The organism is Bartonella sp. OT172YNZD (genome assembly GCF_042193725.1).
GTDB lineage: Bacteria > Pseudomonadota > Alphaproteobacteria > Rhizobiales > Rhizobiaceae > Bartonella > Bartonella grahamii_A.
Map to the genome: position 1 here is coordinate 50,793 of NZ_JBHILZ010000011.1, position 19,243 is coordinate 70,035.

Here is a 19,243-nt window from a genome sequence, read left to right on the forward strand (position 1 = left end):
ACCTCAAGATTAATTATCGACCTGTAATAAGCCCACGTCCAAAATCAAAAATATTTTCAGATTCTTTTCTGCCACGTTCAACTTCTCTCATATAGGCAAAGGGCTTGCCGAAAGGCGCTAGTGGAAAACCACCCCATGTCTGTATCGCGGTGAAGAAATCGCGCACATTCTTGCCTGTGACTTCTCGTTCAACGTCAATTAAGTTGCGCAATCCACGTGCCAAACCCACCGTTGAATTTTCCATGGCACCAAAGGAAGGGTTGGAAGCAAAACGCCCCTGATAACCTCCCCCCGTTAAACTATCCCACGTCGTATTGATGATTGAACCTGCAAAGGGAAGTTTGGCTAATTCTTGCTCAAATATATCGGCAAAAAAGTAGCCCGCGAAATAAGTAAAGAGCTGTTCATCCACATCACGCTCTTTCCAAGAATTATTGAAGGTTCTCATAATAATACCAGAAGCTATTGCAGGAATAACTGAACCCATTAAAGCAATATGAAAGAGTTGTGGTGTGGCGTGAACAAGTCCTGCTTCTCTCACGGCTTTCCTCATTTCACTGCCTTGTAAATTGTACAGCATATTGAAGTAACTTGTGAACTGGGTAAAAGCGTTTGCAAACGGTGTTGAGACTTGATAAGCTGCCATATCTTGCGGGGCAAAACTGTCTTGTGTCATGCGCACAGCCGCATCTGCTTGGGCAATAGCCTCCTTCTGTGCTGCTGTCTCATCAAGCCCCTTGCCCATTCTTTCAAGCGCTTGTGTATAGACACCATGCCAAACCACTAAATCCATTTTATTCTGCACGGCCGTTTGCATAAAATAAGCGTTTCGCTTTAAAAAATGATCCATCTTTTGGAAGATATTGGGATTGAGCAGAATATCATTGCCTGCTTCATACAGCGTGTAAATTTGCTGTTTTAGACGATTATCCATAAAATGAGACAGTTGACAAATCGTTTGGGCTGTCTCTCTTGGGTTTGCAAAAACGGTCCTAAAACCCTCAACAAGATATTTGGGGCGGACTTTAATGGCTGCTGGAAAAATCCCTAAAACTTGCTGAGCAACATTAACAAAATTTCCAAACATTAAAGCAGCCCCAGTTCTTGATCTCACGCCTTTCATCACGCTATCTATCAAAGGAAGAGCGCCATTTTTGACAGCTTGTTGCGTAGCAACCCGCTCTAACCATGGCATTAACACCCCCTCAAGCACTGAAGGGTCATAGCGGTTCATTGTATCCTTAAATTTTCTGTTATTGATAATTTTCAAGGCATCTTGAATGGCTGGCTGTACATAAATAAAACGCACCACATCATCAATATGCCGTGCCATGAGACGTAAATCTAAGGAGAGTGGCTTATTATACTCTACACGGGTTTTTGTGAAACCAAGTCCTGTTGAAGGAAGTGCATATCTAAAATCATCTTGCAGGCTCTCCAACGTTCCCTTTGCCTCTTTTCGAACCATAAAGGGATCAGTCTTCGCCGGTACATAGCCCCCCTTATATTCACCCCATGGAGTGATAATGGGTGTCGCCTCTACTTCTTTAAAATAATAGCCAAAAATATCATAATGCACCTTTTGAGCATCATGTTTCATGGTTTCATTTAAATCCCAAACTGTTTGCGCAAAATCAAAGTCTGCTTTGGTGAGATACCCCTCATGAATCATACGGGACTGAAACGTCTGCCACCTCTCACTATTGAGTGCTTTATCTAAATTAATCTCCCCCCATTCACGCCCAAGTAAAAGCTTGCGTAGATTGCTCTCATTCCCCGTATGGAGAAGCGCCCCTAAAAGCTCTGCTTTATTCTTAAAAGTATAACCAAGCTCGTACGCTTCAATCTTTCCCTTCGGCAAATCAAGATTTTTTAAACTTTCAATATAGTGCTTAACCTTTTCATTTCGTACAGAAGTATAGCGATCAACAGCTTGTATAACGGGGCGTACAAGCTTTTCTGTAAAGAACCGTTGCCCCACTTTATTGGCCCCATCCATCAAATCAGCCCAATGCTCAACGCGGACTAGGGCGGCACGTAAACCACCAAAAAGACGTTTCTTCTTCTCAAATTCCGTAACTGCACGCGTAGAGCCAATTTCTTCGTCTTTAATCCCAAGATCATTCATCTGCTCAACCAGATGATCAACCACATCACTCACAAATTCCGATTTGCCCTCAATTTGAACAATCTTATCGCGCCGTGATTGGTGCCACAGAGCATTAACAGCCTCGCGCATGATTCTAAAATCTTCCACCGTCATGGAAGGATATTTTGTTTTCTCAAGCGTTGCAGTGAGAACTTTTGGCAAAATCTCTTCATAGAGAGCAGAATTATATTCCTTGATATGGGCAAGGAAATCTTCCAGCGTCTGTTTTCCTTGAGCCAAACCAAAAAAGCTAAGAACAGAGCGTGCGGCATTGACGTACCCCATATCACGGGTCTTAGCAAGCTTCTTATCCGGAGCAAAGATCTTTTCGAAGTTCTTCAGCCCCTTATCAATTTCTTGTTTTATTTCCTCTGCTTCACGGGCTAACTGATTAAGCAAAATCTGCTGGCGCTTAGCTGTCACAACAACTTCAGCATTTCCTTTACGCATAGCCTCAAGAGCCTCCTTCGCCGCTCTTCTTTCTGCTAGGGCAAAGTGATAGGGTTTTAAATCTTTAATCTTATGATTGCTAAGTACTCTTCTGGCAAACCGCTTTGTTCCTTGTGTAAAGACACGAAGAGGCACTGTAGATTGCTCCGCATGACGCAACTCTGCGGCTATCAATTGCGCGCGTAAATCATTGTGTAGAGCATTGTTAATGGCATCAGCATGGGCTTTTTCGTCAAAAAAGTCGCTGTGCTTTTCAATCATTTGTCGGTCAGTTTCAAGGTGAACGGCTTCTTTAAAGCTCGGCGCCTTTTGGATATCGGTAATCATCTCTTTAGCGGTTTTATATCCAAACATTTCAGCAATCACTTCAGCTGATATGCCCTCACGGGCAAGCATGCCATAGTGTCCATAGCCAAGAGCTTTCTTCACAAAAGTTCTGGTTTCTTTGTTTGGATAGAGCGCCTCAACGCTGTCAATGGAGAGTTTAGCAGGGAAAGCAACCTCAACAAGCTTTCCCTTCTCATTAAGCTCCTTGCCATATCTCAAAAAATTGATTGCCCGGTAAACGGGGCGTTTCATCATTTCTTGTGTGACTTCTGCCTCTATCATCTTTCTGGTTTTATCAACATGGGCTTGAATTTTCTTGAGGTGCTTACTTTTAGCCTTGCTTTCCCACCGCATAATATTGACACTTCTTTGGGCTAATTTTGTTGCGGCGGCTTCCTTTGTTTCCTTGTGTAATGCCAAATAATCTTGCCACTGCTCTGTGCTCATTCCTGAGATTTTTTGGCTTTCATAAAGGGGAATATCAAAAAAAGCACTCGCCTGGGTTACTTGATCTTCACCCGCAAGCATTCTATCCATAACACGACCAACTTCACCGGTCAGGAGAGGTAAATCTTTACCTACTTCTTGGCGGTAAGAGGTGTTTAAATCATCACGGATAGAGCGGTAAACAGTGCGCAACCATGTAGCAAATTTATGAAACAATTTCTGAAGACCCGCGTTTGGCGCTTTGTTTTCAGACAAATAAAGCTCAAAATTATAGGCAAATTGTTCATGGTATGGTCGTTGCTGTTCAAGCGACAGAGCTTTCCATGTTTTAAGATCTTTCACACCAAACCACTCAAGAAGCGTCTGCATATCCTCTTTAAAGCGGTGTGGAACATCTTTCATGGCTGCCAAATCAGAATAAACCGTCAGGAAAAAATGCCCCGTCTCATGCAAAAATGTAGAATAATCCGCGTCTTTTGTTAAAAGCGTAGTGAAGGTGCTTGGGTCAAAGCCCCCACGATTCCCTTGAGAAAGCCCATGGCTTGCAGCACCTTTCAAATCTTTTTTGCCAAAAGGGGATTGAAAGCCATACAGATAACGCTCATAAAACGCGCTTGGCATCATATTGAGTTCTTTGGCTTGTGTTGTGATAAAGCTCTTCACGAGGCTGGCAAAAGCCTTTGAAGCCTCATGGGAATAAATGCGGGTGTCCTTTATCTTCTTTAAGAAGCGCTTTTCCACTTCTTGGGCATCACGAGAAAATTTTTCCTCTTGTAGCATGTTTTGAGCAAGATCTTCTACAGCCTTGTCAAAATGCCCTTGTTGCTCATCAAGAAAGCTTTTTGCCTCTGCAGTACTCATGGCTTCTGGATCAAGGCGTACATGATCAATAAGCCCTGCCCCCAAATCAGTCGTCGCTATTTGAGAAGCATATTTTTCTGTGGGAATGACAATATCGCCGCCTGTATCAAGCGCTAATTCTAATTGTTCTTCTACTTCAGACAAAGTCCGTTTCAGTTCCTCACGACTTATGCCCTTTTGGTTCAAAACGGTGTTGAAGTGAGCCGCGTCAATATAAATATTTTCAGCACCCATATCTTTCGCTTGATCAGCCAAAACAGTTTCATAGGCATAAAGACTTCGATTCCTAACCTTGCTTTGCAAGGTTAGCTTTGACAAATCATTTATAAAACGCTTTTGACGCTGAGCCATATTGGCTCTTCCCGCATCATAAACAAATCGGGCAGCCGCTGGAAATGGTGCAAGAACAATCATAGTAGAAGCTGTCTGCCCTGCTGTATCAAGCAGTCTTTGCGCGATTTCTAAGCGTCCTTCCGCTGTTGCAAACAAACTTTCAATGTTTGAGCTTGCCTTAGCAGTCTCCACACCTAAAATTTGGGTTGCTTCCTGGGCAACATTAACACCGGTTTCAACGCCAACCATTGTCGCTGCATTCTTAACAAAATTAACTGCAGCTTGGCGTGTTGTCAATTGTGTGAGGTTGTTCTTAACTGTTTGCGCTACCAATTTTGAAAGCAAAGGCGTAAGAGGCTTAGAAATAACCTTTAAGCCTCCTGCACCGACCGCTGTTCCAAGCAAGCCTATCCCCGCAGCAAAATACATTGCCTTTTCTTTTGGAACGCCTGCCTGTGTCATTTCATGGTAAGAACTTCCATAGATTTGTCTGTACATTTGTTCAATGTATGACGCAGCAAATCCTGCTCCAAAACCCATTGTCGCGCCAGGGGCACTCCCTATTCCTGCACCTGCTGCCATCGCTATTGTCCCAAAAGTAAAAGCTTCTGGAACGGGTTTCCATAATTGCGCAACAAACAAAGAGACATTCTGCAAAAAGCCATATGGTGTACCAAGCTTTTGCAATTCTGCTTCTAATCTTTCACGGCGTTTTAAATCTTCATCTGTCGCCGTTCCTATTCCCTCTTTGTAATGGATTGCATTTAAGTCAAACACAATAGAACCGATATTCCACGCCCGAGCCCAACCCTCCAAAGTGCTTTCTGTATGATGAAGATTGCGAAGATCATCCTGGATTGTCGCGGCAAACCACGGGTCCTTTATCATTCGTCGTGTAAAAGCACTATAGGATGAAAAATTCTCTAAAAAATATTCACGCTGCTTAAAATGTTCTAAATAATAATCAAGATTGTTGGCAATCGCTCTTGTTTCTAGCCCCGTCTTTGCGCTCAAATCGCATATTCTTCCCGCTTTATTGGGCTCAATCTTGCAAGCTTGTGCCGCAACAATCTTTTCTTGCTCACTTCTATATTGCTCATAGTTTGCAAGAATCTCTTTCCCACTTAACCAATCATCGTCTAATGAAGTCTCATGTGAAAGAGAAAGAGATAAAGTCTGTGGTTTTGAACTGTAAGTGCTAGCCTGTAGTGTCTCATCTTGTTGGGGAACAGTCAAAATGCTTTGAGCTTCATTCTCATTTTCCATTATGAATAAGCCTCGCTTCCACTAAATATTCGGTCAATTGATCATATAATTCCTGCCGACCGTAATCTTTTATTTTCTTCTTATTCCCCAATATTGACATGATAACGATTGCCTTCTCTGAAGCCACAAGCCCTAAATCTTCTAAAGTTTTTGCATATTCAAGGCGTTTTTCTAAGGGAATATCTCTAAAATAAAACTTCGTTTTAGATGATACGAATGGGGGTGTCTCATGGACTGAAGAGGTCCACTCGGGTAAGAGTTTTGAAGGATACAAAATCACATCACCCCCAAAGAGTGCCGCATTATCCAAAGAGGCTCTCAAATCTTGTGCATACTGTTTTGAAGCCTGATTGCGCTTCTCCTGTGCAGGGTCTATTTCTACATATGCCTCTCTTAACTTCTCATCATTATCCTTCAATTGATATCTATGATATTGTGTAGCTCCAAAATATCCGTCGTCCACTTTTATGGTATCGTTGAGAACTTGCTGTGTGACAGACTTAATGGCTTCAGGGCTGAGTGGCATATTTTGCGAAGCCTGTTTCTTATAAAGTGCGTCTTGCAAGATTAATTCAAGATTCGCCCTATCTCTCTTATCTTTTTCATTCTCCAGCTTGACAAGGTTCTTAAACCCATTGTCTACCAGAGCAACGGTAAGCGCTTTCTGATCAATTTTTACACTTCCTATACCATTTCCACCCCCATAGCGTTCCATAAGCTTATTCATGGTGGCGCGTGTTAATTTATCTCCAAAGAGGTAGATACCATTATTTTTCATCAAATCAGGATTGCTCACCAACCGTGACACCGTCTCTGGATCGTCTATTGTTGCAGAACCAAGTTGGAGTTTTGTTCTGTCTTGCGGCATAAGTTGCGCCCAAATTTCAGGGGGCACATCTTTCCATCCATTACGTTGAGAAAAAGCAATCATGGCTGCTTGATTATAATTTTCATCATAGGAAAGTTTTTGCTCTCTTAGCATATCCAAATAGCGAGACTTCGTCTCATACTCTGCTTTTTCCAGCATATCTGGTGTCCAACCCTTTTGTTCAGCATAAGCTCTCAAATCAGACAAAACGGAATGAAGCGGTTGCGAGCGGGGCTGGTTAAATTCATTTCGTTGACCCACAAAACCTACCATTTCACGTAAAGAGCCAACCCGCTTTGCCCACCCTTTTTGATATTTTCCATATTTCTCAGGATTTTGTTTTACGAGAGTATCGTAGTGATTTTGGCGTAAATCTAAAAACTGATTCGGGTCCCCATCACTTTCTTTTAAAAGCTTGAGTGTCTTTTTAACCCCCATATTAACAGCCGTATCAAAAGCGATATAGCGGATTTTCTCTGGAAGATTATCAGCATTGAGAGGCAACCAATAATCTTTATAATAGATCTTTTTAATCTCTCCTTCTGTTAATTTTGAAACATCTGGAATTTCAGGATGAGCTTTGGCATTAAGTCCCCAAAAACTAGGGCTTCCAGAATCATTTTGAACATAAGATCTGCCTTCAAAATCCAAGGTCGCATTATAAGCAGTGTTAAAACTTGCCGGTAAAGCCTCTGTTGCCCGCGCTATAAAACCCCTTGCGGTGTTAACAATCTGCTCTTTTTGGGCATTGGGTGCGAAAACTCTGTGTGCTTTTGTGTAAGAATCAAGATCAATTTTGCCTTCTGTATATTGGCTATCCAGAAAATTTAACCCATCAACATGGCGCCCTGCTTCACTATATTTTTGCGCAATTTTAAGCAAAATATCCGTCGTGAGTTTTCTCTTCGCATTCTCAAAGGCAATTGTTCCTTTTTTATAGCCCTGCTGTTCTAACAAATCTTCATAGGCTTTGCCGGCGGCAACATAATTCTTAACAAATTCCGGATTATTAAAATTCTTCGCAAATGCATTCAGATCAAAGCTTGAAACAGCTGTATCACTCAAAGCAGATATGTTTGCCTCTTTGGCTGCTGCGCTGTATTTAAAACTTTCTCCCAAGGAATGCTTCGTTGCAAAATTATGCGTATCAACCAAAACAGATTGTGCTTTCATTTTGAAAAGGAATCTTTGACGTTCGTTATCGAGTTCCCCTTTAAAGCTATCGTTTGCATTCTGAACATCGACTAATAATCCACCATATCCCTCAATCGCATTCTTCCCTTGCGTCAATCCATATTCGGCACGCCTTTCATTCACATACATCAGATATTGGCTGAATTTTTCATTCACACGCGCATCATCCAGTTGATTTTGAAGTTTATTTTGCACTTGGTATATTTCTGCACCAATATTTTGAAAAACATGCCCCAATTGGCTGATCTGTTGCCCACTATCACCCCCCATGGGCTGGATATGTCCGCTTGCTTGGATCTGCCCTTCTGTAGTCTGTGCCGCAACTTCTGGTGCATTGAGAATAGGAACTTTAGCCATTAATATCCCCCATTTCCTCTGTACCATTCATTGGCAAAGATCCTTGCTGAACCGCCCAAAAAGGTTGTTACACCTGCAAATAAGGGATTAATACTCTGTACGTTTGCTCTCGCACGCGTGGCATTTATGCCCGCAATTGTGCCTGACATTTCAACACCCATTTTCTGCATATGTTTGGCTTCTACCGCTTGAACGGTGTTGCTATTGATTGTTAAAAGGTCAATCTCTTTCATTAATTCTGTTGTGGCTAAGATTTCAGCAGCACTTCCAACACCAGCTTTGACCCCATTTGCTGCTAAGTGCGCCTTAGCAGACCCCTGCACTTGTCCCGCTTTCATACCATACTGCATTGCTTGCAACCGTCCCGCACGGTAGAGCTGCATTGCCTGACTCTCTAGCATTTTGGCATTGATCTTTGCCATATCTTGATCAAATGCATAACTCAGTGCTTGAGACTGGAACTGGTATTGCTGCTGTTTGGCTTGCGTATAAGCGCCTATGGCATTTATACCAACACCAAAAAGTGATAAGATACCCCCTACACCAAAGCTCATTGCCCTGCTCCTTTATCCACCTATTGAAACTTCTAGCGTCATTGAAACAATTGTGAGCGGCAAAGGGTCTTTTTGACGAATAAAAACTTGGCCACTATCTCCCCATTGCCCTAATATGGCGACTTCAATTTCTTGAGATTTTAATTCAGGGGGAAGTCCGTAAGGCTCAATGGTACGCTGTTTATATTCCGATAATTTCCCCTTCAATGGACCAACCCATATCCCTGAAGATTGATAAACTCTCAACCATACACGATTAATGTTTTTTTGACGCCCCTGACCAAATCCATCAATTTGAAGAGCGATAGGCAAGCTTTCAAGCTCACTGACATAGGGTAAACCAACATGAACAACTGCACTGGCATAATTGAGCCTTACAGCCCCATTTTTTACGACTTGCTCTGGGTGCACTGCGCCATCTGTAAGGATAGAAACCCGCTTTCCCTCTAAATGCTCCAAGCCCAACATTTTCTTACGGGCAAACCAATAGTCTTTTATCGGTGTCTTTTCGAAGGCTTCCGGCAAAGCATTATCGCACCGTGCAATTGCAACAGTCTCGGATTTCGTCTCTAAAATATGAAAAACAAATTTTGTGCCCGTTTCATCATAAATAAAAAACGCATCCCCTCTCTCTGTCTGTTCTGGATAAGAAAAAAGAGGCTTTGAAGCCGTTATGGTTAAATTCCCACCATCTTCTTTTAAATTATGTTGAATTGTAATGGTTGTCTCTGTGCGGTTATATCCCTCATAGCTTAAACCACAATCAACAAAGAAACTGTCTTTCACATCACTTATTTGACGTGTTTGCATACATTCAATAAAACGCACATATCGACCGTTCATAAAGCGCTTGGTTACAACATATAAGACATCTTCAAAGCCCTCGGAAACAACCGCTACACTCTCAAAAAACCCATCTGTATCGTGGCGGTGAATGGCTGAGACTTGTTGCTCTGGAATATACGTCACACCTATCAACATGCCATTGCTTGAAACGGACCAAATAATAGGACTAGGTGCCTTTGTATAGGCCATATCAACGATTTCTTTTCCGTCAAATAAATGAGAAGAGCGCAAGGTAAGGTCACTGGTAACAAAACCATTAGCCTGCCAATTATAACCGATTTCGCGTAAATGACCACCACGGCTTTCCGCATAAATAGCTGTATTATTCACAATGACCGGCTGGACATTCGATGCCCCTATATAAGATTGTGGTCGTACTGAAATGGTTGTAGGAGTAATGGCATCGGAATTCACTGAACTCACAAGCCATTCCGAAGATTCTGTTAAAAGAAGCAGTTGAGCTAAGGGTAAAATATGTCTTATCGCACTTGCTTCTCGTGCGGCTACCTGTAAAGCAATACGGTCATTGTCTCGCAAAGGAAGACCATAGCTCATATCGCTTTCAGTTCCTGACTTGGTGAGCCAAAATTTTTGCGGTTCACTTAAAGTACCGGCAAACATTCGACGTTGTTCAAAATAGGAAACGGCACTCGGATAATGATTAACGCTCTCAAAAACTTTATCATAGGTTGGAGGGGTGATTGAAGCGTCTGGTTGAATATTATTATCTACAAAATTCAAATTCTGCGTGGTACCGATAAAGCAAAAAATTCCTGCCTGCTTTTTGTAGACATTATAGCGCTCAGCTTCAGGAACTCTTTTCCATTGAAGCGTGTTTTTTGCGCCTTGAATATAAATATTGGTACTGATACCGATTTCTTTGGAAGGCGTACTTTCTCCTATTCCATCCTTGGCAATAGAGGTCACAACATAAATATTATCTTCATAAGTGTCTTTTGAAATGCTTGAAGAAGAAGGAACATATCGGGTGAGCACAAGCCCTTGTGGAGCGGCTAAGGGGGCTTTAAAATTTATGGCTTTAAATTCCCATTTCAAAGCACCAAGCCGTCTCAACTCACTGGGTGGGTGATGCGGGTGAACCATTGTTAAAACATCAGCCGATTGTACATAATGAAGATCAAAAATTTCCGATTGCTTAAAGGGATTAGCTACCTCATAAGGCGTCCCGTCTTTGTTTACCAAAGTAGCTCCCTGGGTGTGAAAACGAAAATAGCCCTCACCTATTTCAATCACCATGGTTTGGGTGGTGTTAAACGTAAAAGGAATGATACGCACACGCTTATCGCTCTCTTTCACTTGGCGCACCATTTTAAAACCAGCACGGTTCTTCACCGTTCCTTGTGGCTGAGCCAAAAAGTTACGCATAATAGCCGCACCCGTTTGAAACTTGCTATCATCCAATCGTCCAAACATTTCTGGTGATATTTCTCCACTCCCAAAACTACGCTGGAAAATCCGTATATTCGACATAGCTGCCCCCTATCTCACAGCTATACTACTCGGAACTTGAGAGAGAGTAACCTTGCGCTGTGTAGTATCCACACCAACTGCTTTAAGGAAATATAACAGCATCATTTGCTCACAGCGCTTAGCCTCCGCACGCCCACTCTCCCCCTTGATGATTGGTCCCGCCAAGATAGAGGCTAAATGCCACACCAATGTTGTCGTGAATAAAGCACTAAATTTCGTCGTATCTTCAATGCGCGCCTGATAAATCAGCAAAGCTTTTTCTTGATTACTATAGAGGACTAATCTTTCTTCTGAATCTGCCTCAATGATATAATCCTGTGGACTGTAGCAAACATTTTTCCCATCAAAACCCACATAGCCTGTATCACTCACCGCGTCATTGGCTATGAGTGAAATAGCCTTTAACAGATCATCTGGAACTGCGTAAGCATATCTCCATTGCTGTATAGAGGTTTCTAAGGATGGCAAAAGCACACGCTTGGTGGAAAAGCTCCAATTATGCATTTCCAACACATTATTACGCGCCATGGGGTAATATATTTTGCAAAGCTCTGCTTGAATTGAACCCTCTGGTGGATCAATGCTGGCAATATTAGGTGCTTGTCCCAAATTCGCCAAGGCCATATTACATATCTCAACCACAGATGCCATATCTTTACTCCCATAAAAAAGCCCCCAAAAAGGGGGATCGTCTTCATATTAATGAAATTGCCTTATGCACATTTCTTGAGCTGTAACCCCTCTTCAAGATTGAGCTTTTCCAAAATGGGGATAAAAATTCTAAATAAGTGCCGTCAAATTTGGAGAGAGCTGTCTTAATTGTCTACTAACATAAAGTGATTTTTAGTGTATAACCACCCACAATGAATATTTTGAAAAAGTATTTAGTGCTCAATTGAGCGTTTTACTAAAATTTTAGTAAGCGTTGTTTCTCTTCAAAGAAGGCGGGAACGGTCCTGCCCACCTTCTTTTGTTTCAAGCTTTGTTTACTTGTGGTTTTTCAGAGCGTTTGCTTTGCTCAAGATCTTGCTTTGTATCTTTTACAATCTCTGACGCAACCTCTGGTATAGTCGTTTCTGGCTTAGCTTTTGGCGGTGAATGAGTGGTCGCGCTTTCCTTCACCAGTTCAAGGTGATCATTTTGCGGTCCATTATATTCAAAGCTTTCACCTTTGTGCCGAACTACTTTGCCAACAAAGCACGTTGTTTTTACCTTATAAATCGGCATAAATCCTCCTTAAATATCCTGCATAAAAGTAGGATAGATTTTCATTCCATCCTGGACAGTTTCAATGAGTGTGGTACTCACCTTTCCGCTTGTGTTCGTCCCCTTAACAACATATTTCGCCCCAAGATAGCGCTTGCCTGTTGAGCCAATAATAGGAGGAATGGTCATGGCAAGTGCCTTTCCTTCTGATAATTTTTCAACTACGATAGCACCTGTTGTTCCAATCACTGTTTCCCCCGTTTTAAGGTCCTCTTTATCAGCAATAACCAGTTGAAACTCCACACTTGTTCCCCCCTTAAAGGCTTGTGGAATTGAAAAATACATGTAAAGCGGTTTACCCTCCCCAATGTCTCGTTGCGTGTATAAGTCAATACTGCGACGCGAATAAGCGGTATCTTTTACTGCCTGCTCTTCGCTAAGTGTTAAAAAATCATCTGTAATCATATCTATTTTTCTCCCTATTATTTCACAACTTCTTCGGTGTTTAAGAGCGCATCAGCACGGCGCAATGGTACACCAAGGAAATCGACCCATGAATGAGGTTTTCCAAATTGCGTAAGACCTTTTTCAATCGTCACAACTGCTTGACTCTTTTCCAAGCCCGCCCGTGCAAGTCCTTTGTGAACAGATTTGTTCATATAAAAAGCAGGGCGTCCAAAACTGATATTGGGAACATGATAAACGGCATCTGATAAAAGATTGATCAATGCTGTAGAAGCACCAGGGGCTTGCGTTCCCTTCTGTTCTTTTAAATCATTAACATCGATATTGGCGATACGCACCACATAGCGCCAATCCTTAACAACAAGACCATTCTTCCATTGATACCGTGTCTCATAACCACGATACTTACCACCCTCGGAATCAAAGACATCGATCTCCCCTAAATCTTCATGAATAAGCCCCGCTTTTGAGCCTTTTGGAAAAGGGCAATACACTGTCTGATCCCCCCAAACCACCAAATAGACAGAGGTGTTGTTTGAACCACGTCCCCCTGCATCCAGGATATTCACGCCATTGGGTGCATTCTTATCACTATAACGGGGAGCAAGCCCAAGAAAACTTTGCGGATTCTTGGCTGGATTACCATAAAAAAGCGTCTGTACTAGCTCTTGATTCATCGACTCCAAAAAAGCCGTGTCTTCTGATAAACGAAATTGTGAAGCGTTCCCATTCAGGATTGCTAAGTCTTTATCTACGCTTGAACGAGCTTCCAACATACCACAAGCCTCATCAACTTGCGCTGTGGTCGATTTACTGGAGGGAATCCCTTTATTAAGAGCACGCCAATAAACTGTCGGTAGCCCTGTGCGAATAACAACGCGTTCGCCGGTGGGCAAATTCCCCTCTTTATAAACGGCATCCTGCAAAATTTCATTGGTTTGAGATAAGAGATTAACAATAATGGGGATCTTACCATCGGGGTCTTGTCGCTTGGACCAATCGGCAAGAGTGAGGTTAGAATTCGGCAAAGAGGTTGTTTCTTGTTCCATAATATATTTCCTTCAAAGTTAAGAGTGGTTGTTGTCGTAAATGGCGCGTGCCATGCTATCAAAGTCTTGGAGTATTTTCTTTCCCGTCCCTGCACCTTGAGAACTCCCGACATAACCGTCTTCGCTCATGTTCTTACCCACCCGATAAAAAGCGCGGATAAGTTCAGGGTGGTTGCCAAGCCCCGATTGGTTTAAAAACTCTTTCAATTCTGGTGAGCCAAATTGCCCCATAGCTCTTTGAGCAATGGCAAGGTTTTCCTGTAACTTCTCACCACCAAATTCTTCATCATTGGTTGAGGCTGTTACAAACTCTTGAGAAAATGCCTCCATGCGCTCTTTCTGTCTTTGAAGGGCAAGAGGCACCATTTTATCCATGAACTTATCCATAGCGACTTGAGAAAGATTAAGTTCTCTTGCCGCTTCCTTTAATCCGTTCTCGATAATTGGATCAAAATCTGCCCCTTCAAATTCTTTAAAGCTGTAGCTTTCAGGTGCACCAAAAGTTTCAGAAGATTTTTGATCACCCTCCTTTTTTTGTGGTTCTTGCTGATCTTGCTCTGATTGGATCAACTGTGTTTCTGGTGCTTCTGTATTGTCATAAAGCTTATCAGTAACCACCTCCTGAGCCATGGACTGCTGCTCTGTTACAGCCTCAGCATTTGCTTGTTCATCAGACATTCTTTGTATTCTCCTTCATCATGGTTTGGTAAAGTTCAGGACATTCGTGAGTAAGGCTGTCTAGCAGACGAAGTCCCATTTCTCTCTTGCCTTCACTAAACGCCATAGCAAGGGCATTTTCACTATAAGAAGAGCGATAAATGCCAGCATTGTTGAGCAGGCGCCAAACAATGGCACGCCCCATTTCTTCCTGCATTAACCACTTGATTTCAGCACATTCTTTCAAGCGGCTTTGCCTTATTTTTTCACGCGCGTCTTCCTCACGTGCAATGCGCGACTGCAAGTCCAAGGGATCAAAATTTTGCATCTATTATCTTTCTAAAGGTGAGGGTGAATTATAACCACTAAACTGGTTTATGACGTCCATAAGCGCATTTTTCCCACCTTCTCCCGTAGAAGATTGAGCCAATTTCTGAGCAATATTCGCCTTCTGCTCTTCCTCTTCCAACTGTTGTTGCTGTTCTTGGGCTTCAGCCCGTTGTTGACGAACCATAGCTACCTGATCATTTGCCACAATCAAGCGGGGATCAACACCAAGCATATCGCTATAGGCATCAACCCAATTGTCTCCGTCAAATTTATCCATAACTTCAGGCTTTATTTGCGCCACCATGCCAAGGCTGCTCACAAAACGGTCAATACTGTTTGTCCCAATAGCACGCTGTGCTTGAGCAAGCATGGAAATAAACTCAACGCTTAAATCCATTCCTTGGATTTCTTGTGGCGGTGGAGGCAAAATTTCACCTTCCACCATTTTGGCAAAAGTCACATCAATTAAAGGGCTCAAAAGCTCATTATGTAAGCGCTCTAAAACAGGACCAAGCATTAATAACTTTTCTTCATGGCGTTCAGCTACTTCTGTGGCTGTCATACGCGTATTATCAGCTTGAGAAAGCATCAAAAATAAATCAGCATAGAAAGAAGAACGAATGCGCTGTCGCACATCTTGAATATCCATTAAGAGATAATTCATATCCAAGCGCGTTTCATAAAGTGGTCGAATACCTCCCGTGGATTGATCAGCAACGGTAATGCCTCCTGGAAACATATCCACTTCATGATTTTTTAAACTTGGTGGAACTTGCAAGGGCATTTTATTGGCAAGATCAATTCCAAGAGCCTTATTATATTGCTCATGCTGTAGCTGATGAATATCCCCTAAACATTCCATGGCTGGACTGTGTCCATAAATATCACCGCTTTGCAATTTCCAACGTGGCACAAGCGCTGGAAAATACTTAAATCCCCCTTCCCTTAAATATTTATTCTCATTTCCTCCTGCTTCAAAATAATAACTTCCAAAAGGCATATTGAGCGCATCACGCTTAGAAGAATCTCTATCAACTCTAGGCTCTACAGCATGAATGAGGGTAATCCATTCGCCAAGACTGCCACGGTCGTATAACCTTTGAACCGATTGGCTGCAATTTTTATAACCAAACTCACCCACAATCTCTCCAACAGTCTTTTGAAACTCGCGGTAAAGAGTATTCACCTTGCCCTTATAATCCATTGCAAGAGCATATTCCCCAATGGGTATAGGATAATGATGAATGATATTATGAAAATCATGCAAAACAAGCGTTGCTGAGGTCCCAAAAGCACCTAATTCTTCATACATCGTGTGTAGAGTGCTATAAGTGTTTGATTTTGTAAACACATGCTGCATCAGTTTTGCTACATTATCCAGCCACACTTTGACCGGTTGGTAAGTGTTTAATTCAGGATCTGAAGTCCCAAGACGAAACCATTGTCTTGCAGGTGACGTTGCCCCACTCATCATGCCTGCACCAAGAATAGAGAGAGCGTGTATCGCTGAATTATCATAAATGCGGTTGTGCTTTTTTTGCCCTTTGTTTCTATCACTCACGAAAAAACGCCCACTGCGTGGTAATAGACTTTCAGATATTTCTTGCCAATGAGAAATCCAAGAAGCACGCTCATCTTTAAGCTGTCCATGACGTGACAAAAGTTTAGTATGTTCGGGCGGCTTAACCTTTAGTGTATCTTGAACACCGTTTTCTTGCATCATTTACTGTCCCAAAAGAGTGTTTTTCCCAAGACTAAGCTCATCAAAATCAACCCCCTTTGCGCCCGTAAGCATGGTAGAAGAAGAAGTGTCCTTTCTTGCTTTATCCAGAAGGACTTTCTTATCGACCTTCTTACGGTTTGCCTTATTCAATTCCGCCTGACTCATTTGTCGCTGCTTTTCTGCATCCATCTTCATTTGTTCCTGAGCACGTTGTTGACTCTCTAACGCTTTCTTGTTTTGTTCTTTGATCTTTTCTGACTGAGTCATCCCCCAAACCGCAGTTCCTATGCTTGCGGCAAGACCTACAGCGATTAATGTCATGTTTATTCTCCTATGATTAAGATTGATCTGTGATCAAGACCTTGTTCTCTGAATTTGCTAAAGATGAATTCAGAAGATCATCCGTTAATTCTCGCTCTGCTTCTTCAACAGTTTTTGCCTCTGTGGCATAAGCAAGCGTTCCATAACTGTCTTCCACGGCATAAATAACGCTTTTACGGTTTACCAACCCCATGATCACTCTATGCCCCTTTAAATGAACCACTTTTCCACCCACGAATATGTTGATATTGCCATTGAGAATTAATGTTGTCGGCTTCTTAACGAGAGCTGTGGTAAAAAGAGATCCCTTCTTCACAAAGACTGTCCGGCTGTAAACTCCTCCATGCAAAGTATGGTGCGTATCAGTGTAAATCTGTTCCTTTTCAGAACAGTTCTCAACCGCCTTTTCAAATTCTCGCATGGCATTGAGATAACGTTCACAGGGTTCTGTAAGGCTCACTGAGGCAATGATTTCTCCAGTATCTTCGGTTACTTCAAACTTTGTCTCTATTAATTTTGCTAAGTCGTTCATCATTCACCACTGGTTATTGCGTTCATAAGGGTTGTATTCCTTGCGCTGTCTCCTCTGAAGATTACGCATATCCATGTCATGGCGGCTCACAACAGGGTGAGAAAAGGTTAAAGCGAGTGCGTCCGCCTCATCAGGTGAAGCACCACCACTGAGCCTCTTTTTGATCTCTTCTTTTGACTCTAAACAAACTTGCCCATTGGCATTAAACCAATAAACAGGCGTTGCTAATTCTTGTTTTAGTCCTGAACGATTGGGTATTGCTCCACCACTATAGAGCCACTCCTTCATAGCACACCAGATTTCAGTACGCTTATTCACATATCGACTTGTGCTCGCTTTGCCTCCAAAAGACACCTCAATCACATCATGACCAAGCTGTCGTAAACGGTCAATAACTCCTGCTCCACCACCACTGTCAATGAACACAGCATCAGCCTGCCATTCTTGCATGACATGAGCTACACGGCTTGCTAATTCCATATTATCCAGCTCATGAAAGACGAGAGGGTCAAAAGCTTGCACACCTTGACGTTTAAAAATAACACTTCTGTCATTTCCAAAACGGGCGGGATCAACTCCTATGATCTTTGGGGCATAAAGAACATTATGCTCACCGTAACGACGGTTTGCTGCTTCCTCAATATCCGTCATACTGATCAACTGATCATCGCTTGCGGCTTCAAAATCACAAAGATATTCACGAGCAAAGGACTTATCCGACATATTGTCTTTAAGCCGTTCGACTTCTGCTGGATCAAGAGCATTGGTATCGTACACAGTATAGCGCCTGCTAAACCAATCACTTTTCTCTTGAGCACCATAAAATAACTCGCTAAACAGATTAATACCCTTTGGAGTCCCGATAAACAAAGCCCACCCTAAGCGGTCAGATAGAGCCGGCTGAAGAACATCCGTCCAGACTTCAGGTTTAATCTGTGCCACTTCGTCGACAACACAACCGTCTAACCGCAATCCACGCATTGCATCCGGTTTATCTGCACCAAAGAGACGTATCACGCCATGATTGTGCTTAAAGGTAACTTTAAGTTCGGACTCATTAATATCAACGGCATTCACTCTCATAAGAGGCAAGAGCTTGTGCTTTAAACGCTGCCATGCAATGGCTTTTGCCTGCTTAAGATAGGGGGCAACATAAACAAAAAAGGGCATTTCCTTGTTAGAAGAAATCGCTTTATCGCATAATTCCATGAGGGAAAATTCAGATTTACCACCCCGTCTGTGTAAAGCAATAACATTGAAGCGCTTTAATGCTAAGTGGCATTCTCGTTGCCACTCTCTGGGAAGATAGTCAAGCGTCAATCGCTGACACGTCATGCTTTGGAACACCCGTCTCAACAATAATATGAAGCCCACCACCATCTTCACCGGAAATTTGCATAGGCAATACTTTTCCAAGCAAATTCATAAAAGGACCAGGATTATCTTTAGCCTGCTGCTCAAGGTAGGAAACCAATCCGTCATTACCAATTTTGTTCCCGGCTTGTTCAGCAGCTTTCAATATAGCATTTTTGAGAAGTTTTGTTGTCTTATTAGCCGCCCCTTTAGGTCGACCATTACCAGCCGCCGGTGGCTTTCTTTTATGACTATTGACCATTATTTATTACCCTCACGCTATCCAAAAAAAAACCTCTTTCCTAGCCGTAATCGAGACTAAGATTGAAGAGTTGGGGGGAAATTTTGACAATAAAAAACGAAAAATACAAGGAATTTTAAATAAGGGAAACGGGAAGATTGAATCAAAAAAGCAGGAGTTATTCCTGCTTGCACAAAATTAGACACACCTCACCCGTTGAGTT

At 42.4% G+C, this 19,243-nt stretch carries 15 protein-coding genes; all 15 read right to left on the reverse strand.

The window, feature by feature from the left end; all coding sequences use genetic code 11:
• Positions 1-13: 13 nt before the first annotated feature.
• Positions 14-5,833, reverse strand: a complete 5,820-nt coding sequence (locus ACFIJS_RS06285; protein WP_375650688.1) for a hypothetical protein — start codon at positions 5,831-5,833, stop codon at positions 14-16.
• Entirely contained in the window at positions 5,823-8,252 is a 2,430-nt protein-coding gene (locus ACFIJS_RS06290; RefSeq protein WP_375650689.1) for a glycosyl hydrolase 108 family protein, read from the reverse strand. The genes ACFIJS_RS06285 and ACFIJS_RS06290 overlap by 11 nt, the downstream gene beginning before the upstream one ends.
• The gene (locus ACFIJS_RS06295; protein ID WP_375650691.1) at positions 8,252-8,806 is read right to left on the reverse strand and encodes a hypothetical protein; all 555 of its coding nucleotides are present in this window, start codon (positions 8,804-8,806) and stop codon (positions 8,252-8,254) included. Before ACFIJS_RS06295 ends, ACFIJS_RS06290 begins: the two co-directional genes overlap by 1 nt.
• A gap of 12 nt (positions 8,807-8,818) precedes the next feature.
• Positions 8,819-11,143 carry a hypothetical protein gene (locus tag ACFIJS_RS06300; protein WP_375650692.1) on the reverse strand — a complete coding sequence of 775 codons (2,325 nt, stop codon included), beginning with the start codon at positions 11,141-11,143 and terminating at the stop codon, positions 8,819-8,821.
• 9 nt (positions 11,144-11,152) lie between these two features.
• Entirely contained in the window at positions 11,153-11,794 is a 642-nt protein-coding gene (locus tag ACFIJS_RS06305) for a hypothetical protein (RefSeq protein ID WP_375650693.1), read from the reverse strand.
• Between the two features lie 324 nt (positions 11,795-12,118).
• The gene (locus ACFIJS_RS06310; RefSeq protein ID WP_375650694.1) at positions 12,119-12,370 is read right to left on the reverse strand and encodes a hypothetical protein; all 252 of its coding nucleotides are present in this window, start codon (positions 12,368-12,370) and stop codon (positions 12,119-12,121) included.
• A 9-nt stretch (positions 12,371-12,379) separates the two neighbouring features.
• The gene (locus ACFIJS_RS06315) at positions 12,380-12,814 is read right to left on the reverse strand and encodes a Bbp16 family capsid cement protein (RefSeq protein ID WP_375650695.1); all 435 of its coding nucleotides are present in this window, start codon (positions 12,812-12,814) and stop codon (positions 12,380-12,382) included.
• 17 nt (positions 12,815-12,831) lie between these two features.
• Positions 12,832-13,863 (reverse strand): major capsid protein, encoded by a 1,032-nt coding sequence (locus ACFIJS_RS06320; RefSeq protein ID WP_375650696.1) that lies wholly within the window; start codon positions 13,861-13,863, stop codon positions 12,832-12,834.
• Positions 13,864-13,881: 18 nt separating this feature from the next.
• On the reverse strand, positions 13,882-14,541 hold the full coding sequence (locus ACFIJS_RS06325) for a hypothetical protein (RefSeq protein ID WP_375650698.1): 660 nt from the start codon (positions 14,539-14,541) through the stop codon (positions 13,882-13,884).
• Positions 14,534-14,848 carry a hypothetical protein gene (locus ACFIJS_RS06330; protein WP_375650699.1) on the reverse strand — a complete coding sequence of 105 codons (315 nt, stop codon included), beginning with the start codon at positions 14,846-14,848 and terminating at the stop codon, positions 14,534-14,536. Before ACFIJS_RS06330 ends, ACFIJS_RS06325 begins: the two co-directional genes overlap by 8 nt.
• A gap of 3 nt (positions 14,849-14,851) precedes the next feature.
• The gene (locus tag ACFIJS_RS06335) at positions 14,852-16,573 is read right to left on the reverse strand and encodes a portal protein (RefSeq protein WP_375650700.1); all 1,722 of its coding nucleotides are present in this window, start codon (positions 16,571-16,573) and stop codon (positions 14,852-14,854) included.
• Complete coding sequence (locus ACFIJS_RS06340) at positions 16,574-16,894, reverse strand: hypothetical protein (protein ID WP_375650701.1); 321 nt, start codon at positions 16,892-16,894, stop codon at positions 16,574-16,576.
• Between the two features lie 16 nt (positions 16,895-16,910).
• On the reverse strand, positions 16,911-17,429 hold the full coding sequence (locus tag ACFIJS_RS06345; RefSeq protein ID WP_375650703.1) for a hypothetical protein: 519 nt from the start codon (positions 17,427-17,429) through the stop codon (positions 16,911-16,913).
• Entirely contained in the window at positions 17,430-18,761 is a 1,332-nt protein-coding gene (locus ACFIJS_RS06350; RefSeq protein WP_375650704.1) for a terminase large subunit domain-containing protein, read from the reverse strand.
• Entirely contained in the window at positions 18,736-19,041 is a 306-nt protein-coding gene (locus ACFIJS_RS06355; protein WP_375650705.1) for a hypothetical protein, read from the reverse strand. The genes ACFIJS_RS06350 and ACFIJS_RS06355 overlap by 26 nt, the downstream gene beginning before the upstream one ends.
• Positions 19,042-19,243: the final 202 nt, after the last annotated feature.

Coding starts and splice junctions, on each gene's coding strand:
- ACFIJS_RS06345 (WP_375650703.1), bottom strand. CDS start 17,429: ATGATGAACGACTTAGCAAAATTAATAGAGACAAAGTTTGAAGTAACC.
- ACFIJS_RS06305 (WP_375650693.1), bottom strand. CDS start 11,794: ATGGCATCTGTGGTTGAGATATGTAATATGGCCTTGGCGAATTTGGGA.
- ACFIJS_RS06315 (WP_375650695.1), bottom strand. CDS start 12,814: ATGATTACAGATGATTTTTTAACACTTAGCGAAGAGCAGGCAGTAAAA.
- ACFIJS_RS06285 (WP_375650688.1), bottom strand. CDS start 5,833: ATGGAAAATGAGAATGAAGCTCAAAGCATTTTGACTGTTCCCCAACAA.
- ACFIJS_RS06355 (WP_375650705.1), bottom strand. CDS start 19,041: ATGGTCAATAGTCATAAAAGAAAGCCACCGGCGGCTGGTAATGGTCGA.
- ACFIJS_RS06290 (WP_375650689.1), bottom strand. CDS start 8,252: ATGGCTAAAGTTCCTATTCTCAATGCACCAGAAGTTGCGGCACAGACT.
- ACFIJS_RS06335 (WP_375650700.1), bottom strand. CDS start 16,573: ATGATGCAAGAAAACGGTGTTCAAGATACACTAAAGGTTAAGCCGCCC.
- ACFIJS_RS06300 (WP_375650692.1), bottom strand. CDS start 11,143: ATGTCGAATATACGGATTTTCCAGCGTAGTTTTGGGAGTGGAGAAATA.
- ACFIJS_RS06340 (WP_375650701.1), bottom strand. CDS start 16,894: ATGACATTAATCGCTGTAGGTCTTGCCGCAAGCATAGGAACTGCGGTT.
- ACFIJS_RS06295 (WP_375650691.1), bottom strand. CDS start 8,806: ATGAGCTTTGGTGTAGGGGGTATCTTATCACTTTTTGGTGTTGGTATA.
- ACFIJS_RS06320 (WP_375650696.1), bottom strand. CDS start 13,863: ATGGAACAAGAAACAACCTCTTTGCCGAATTCTAACCTCACTCTTGCC.
- ACFIJS_RS06350 (WP_375650704.1), bottom strand. CDS start 18,761: ATGACGTGTCAGCGATTGACGCTTGACTATCTTCCCAGAGAGTGGCAA.
- ACFIJS_RS06310 (WP_375650694.1), bottom strand. CDS start 12,370: ATGCCGATTTATAAGGTAAAAACAACGTGCTTTGTTGGCAAAGTAGTT.
- ACFIJS_RS06325 (WP_375650698.1), bottom strand. CDS start 14,541: ATGTCTGATGAACAAGCAAATGCTGAGGCTGTAACAGAGCAGCAGTCC.
- ACFIJS_RS06330 (WP_375650699.1), bottom strand. CDS start 14,848: ATGCAAAATTTTGATCCCTTGGACTTGCAGTCGCGCATTGCACGTGAG.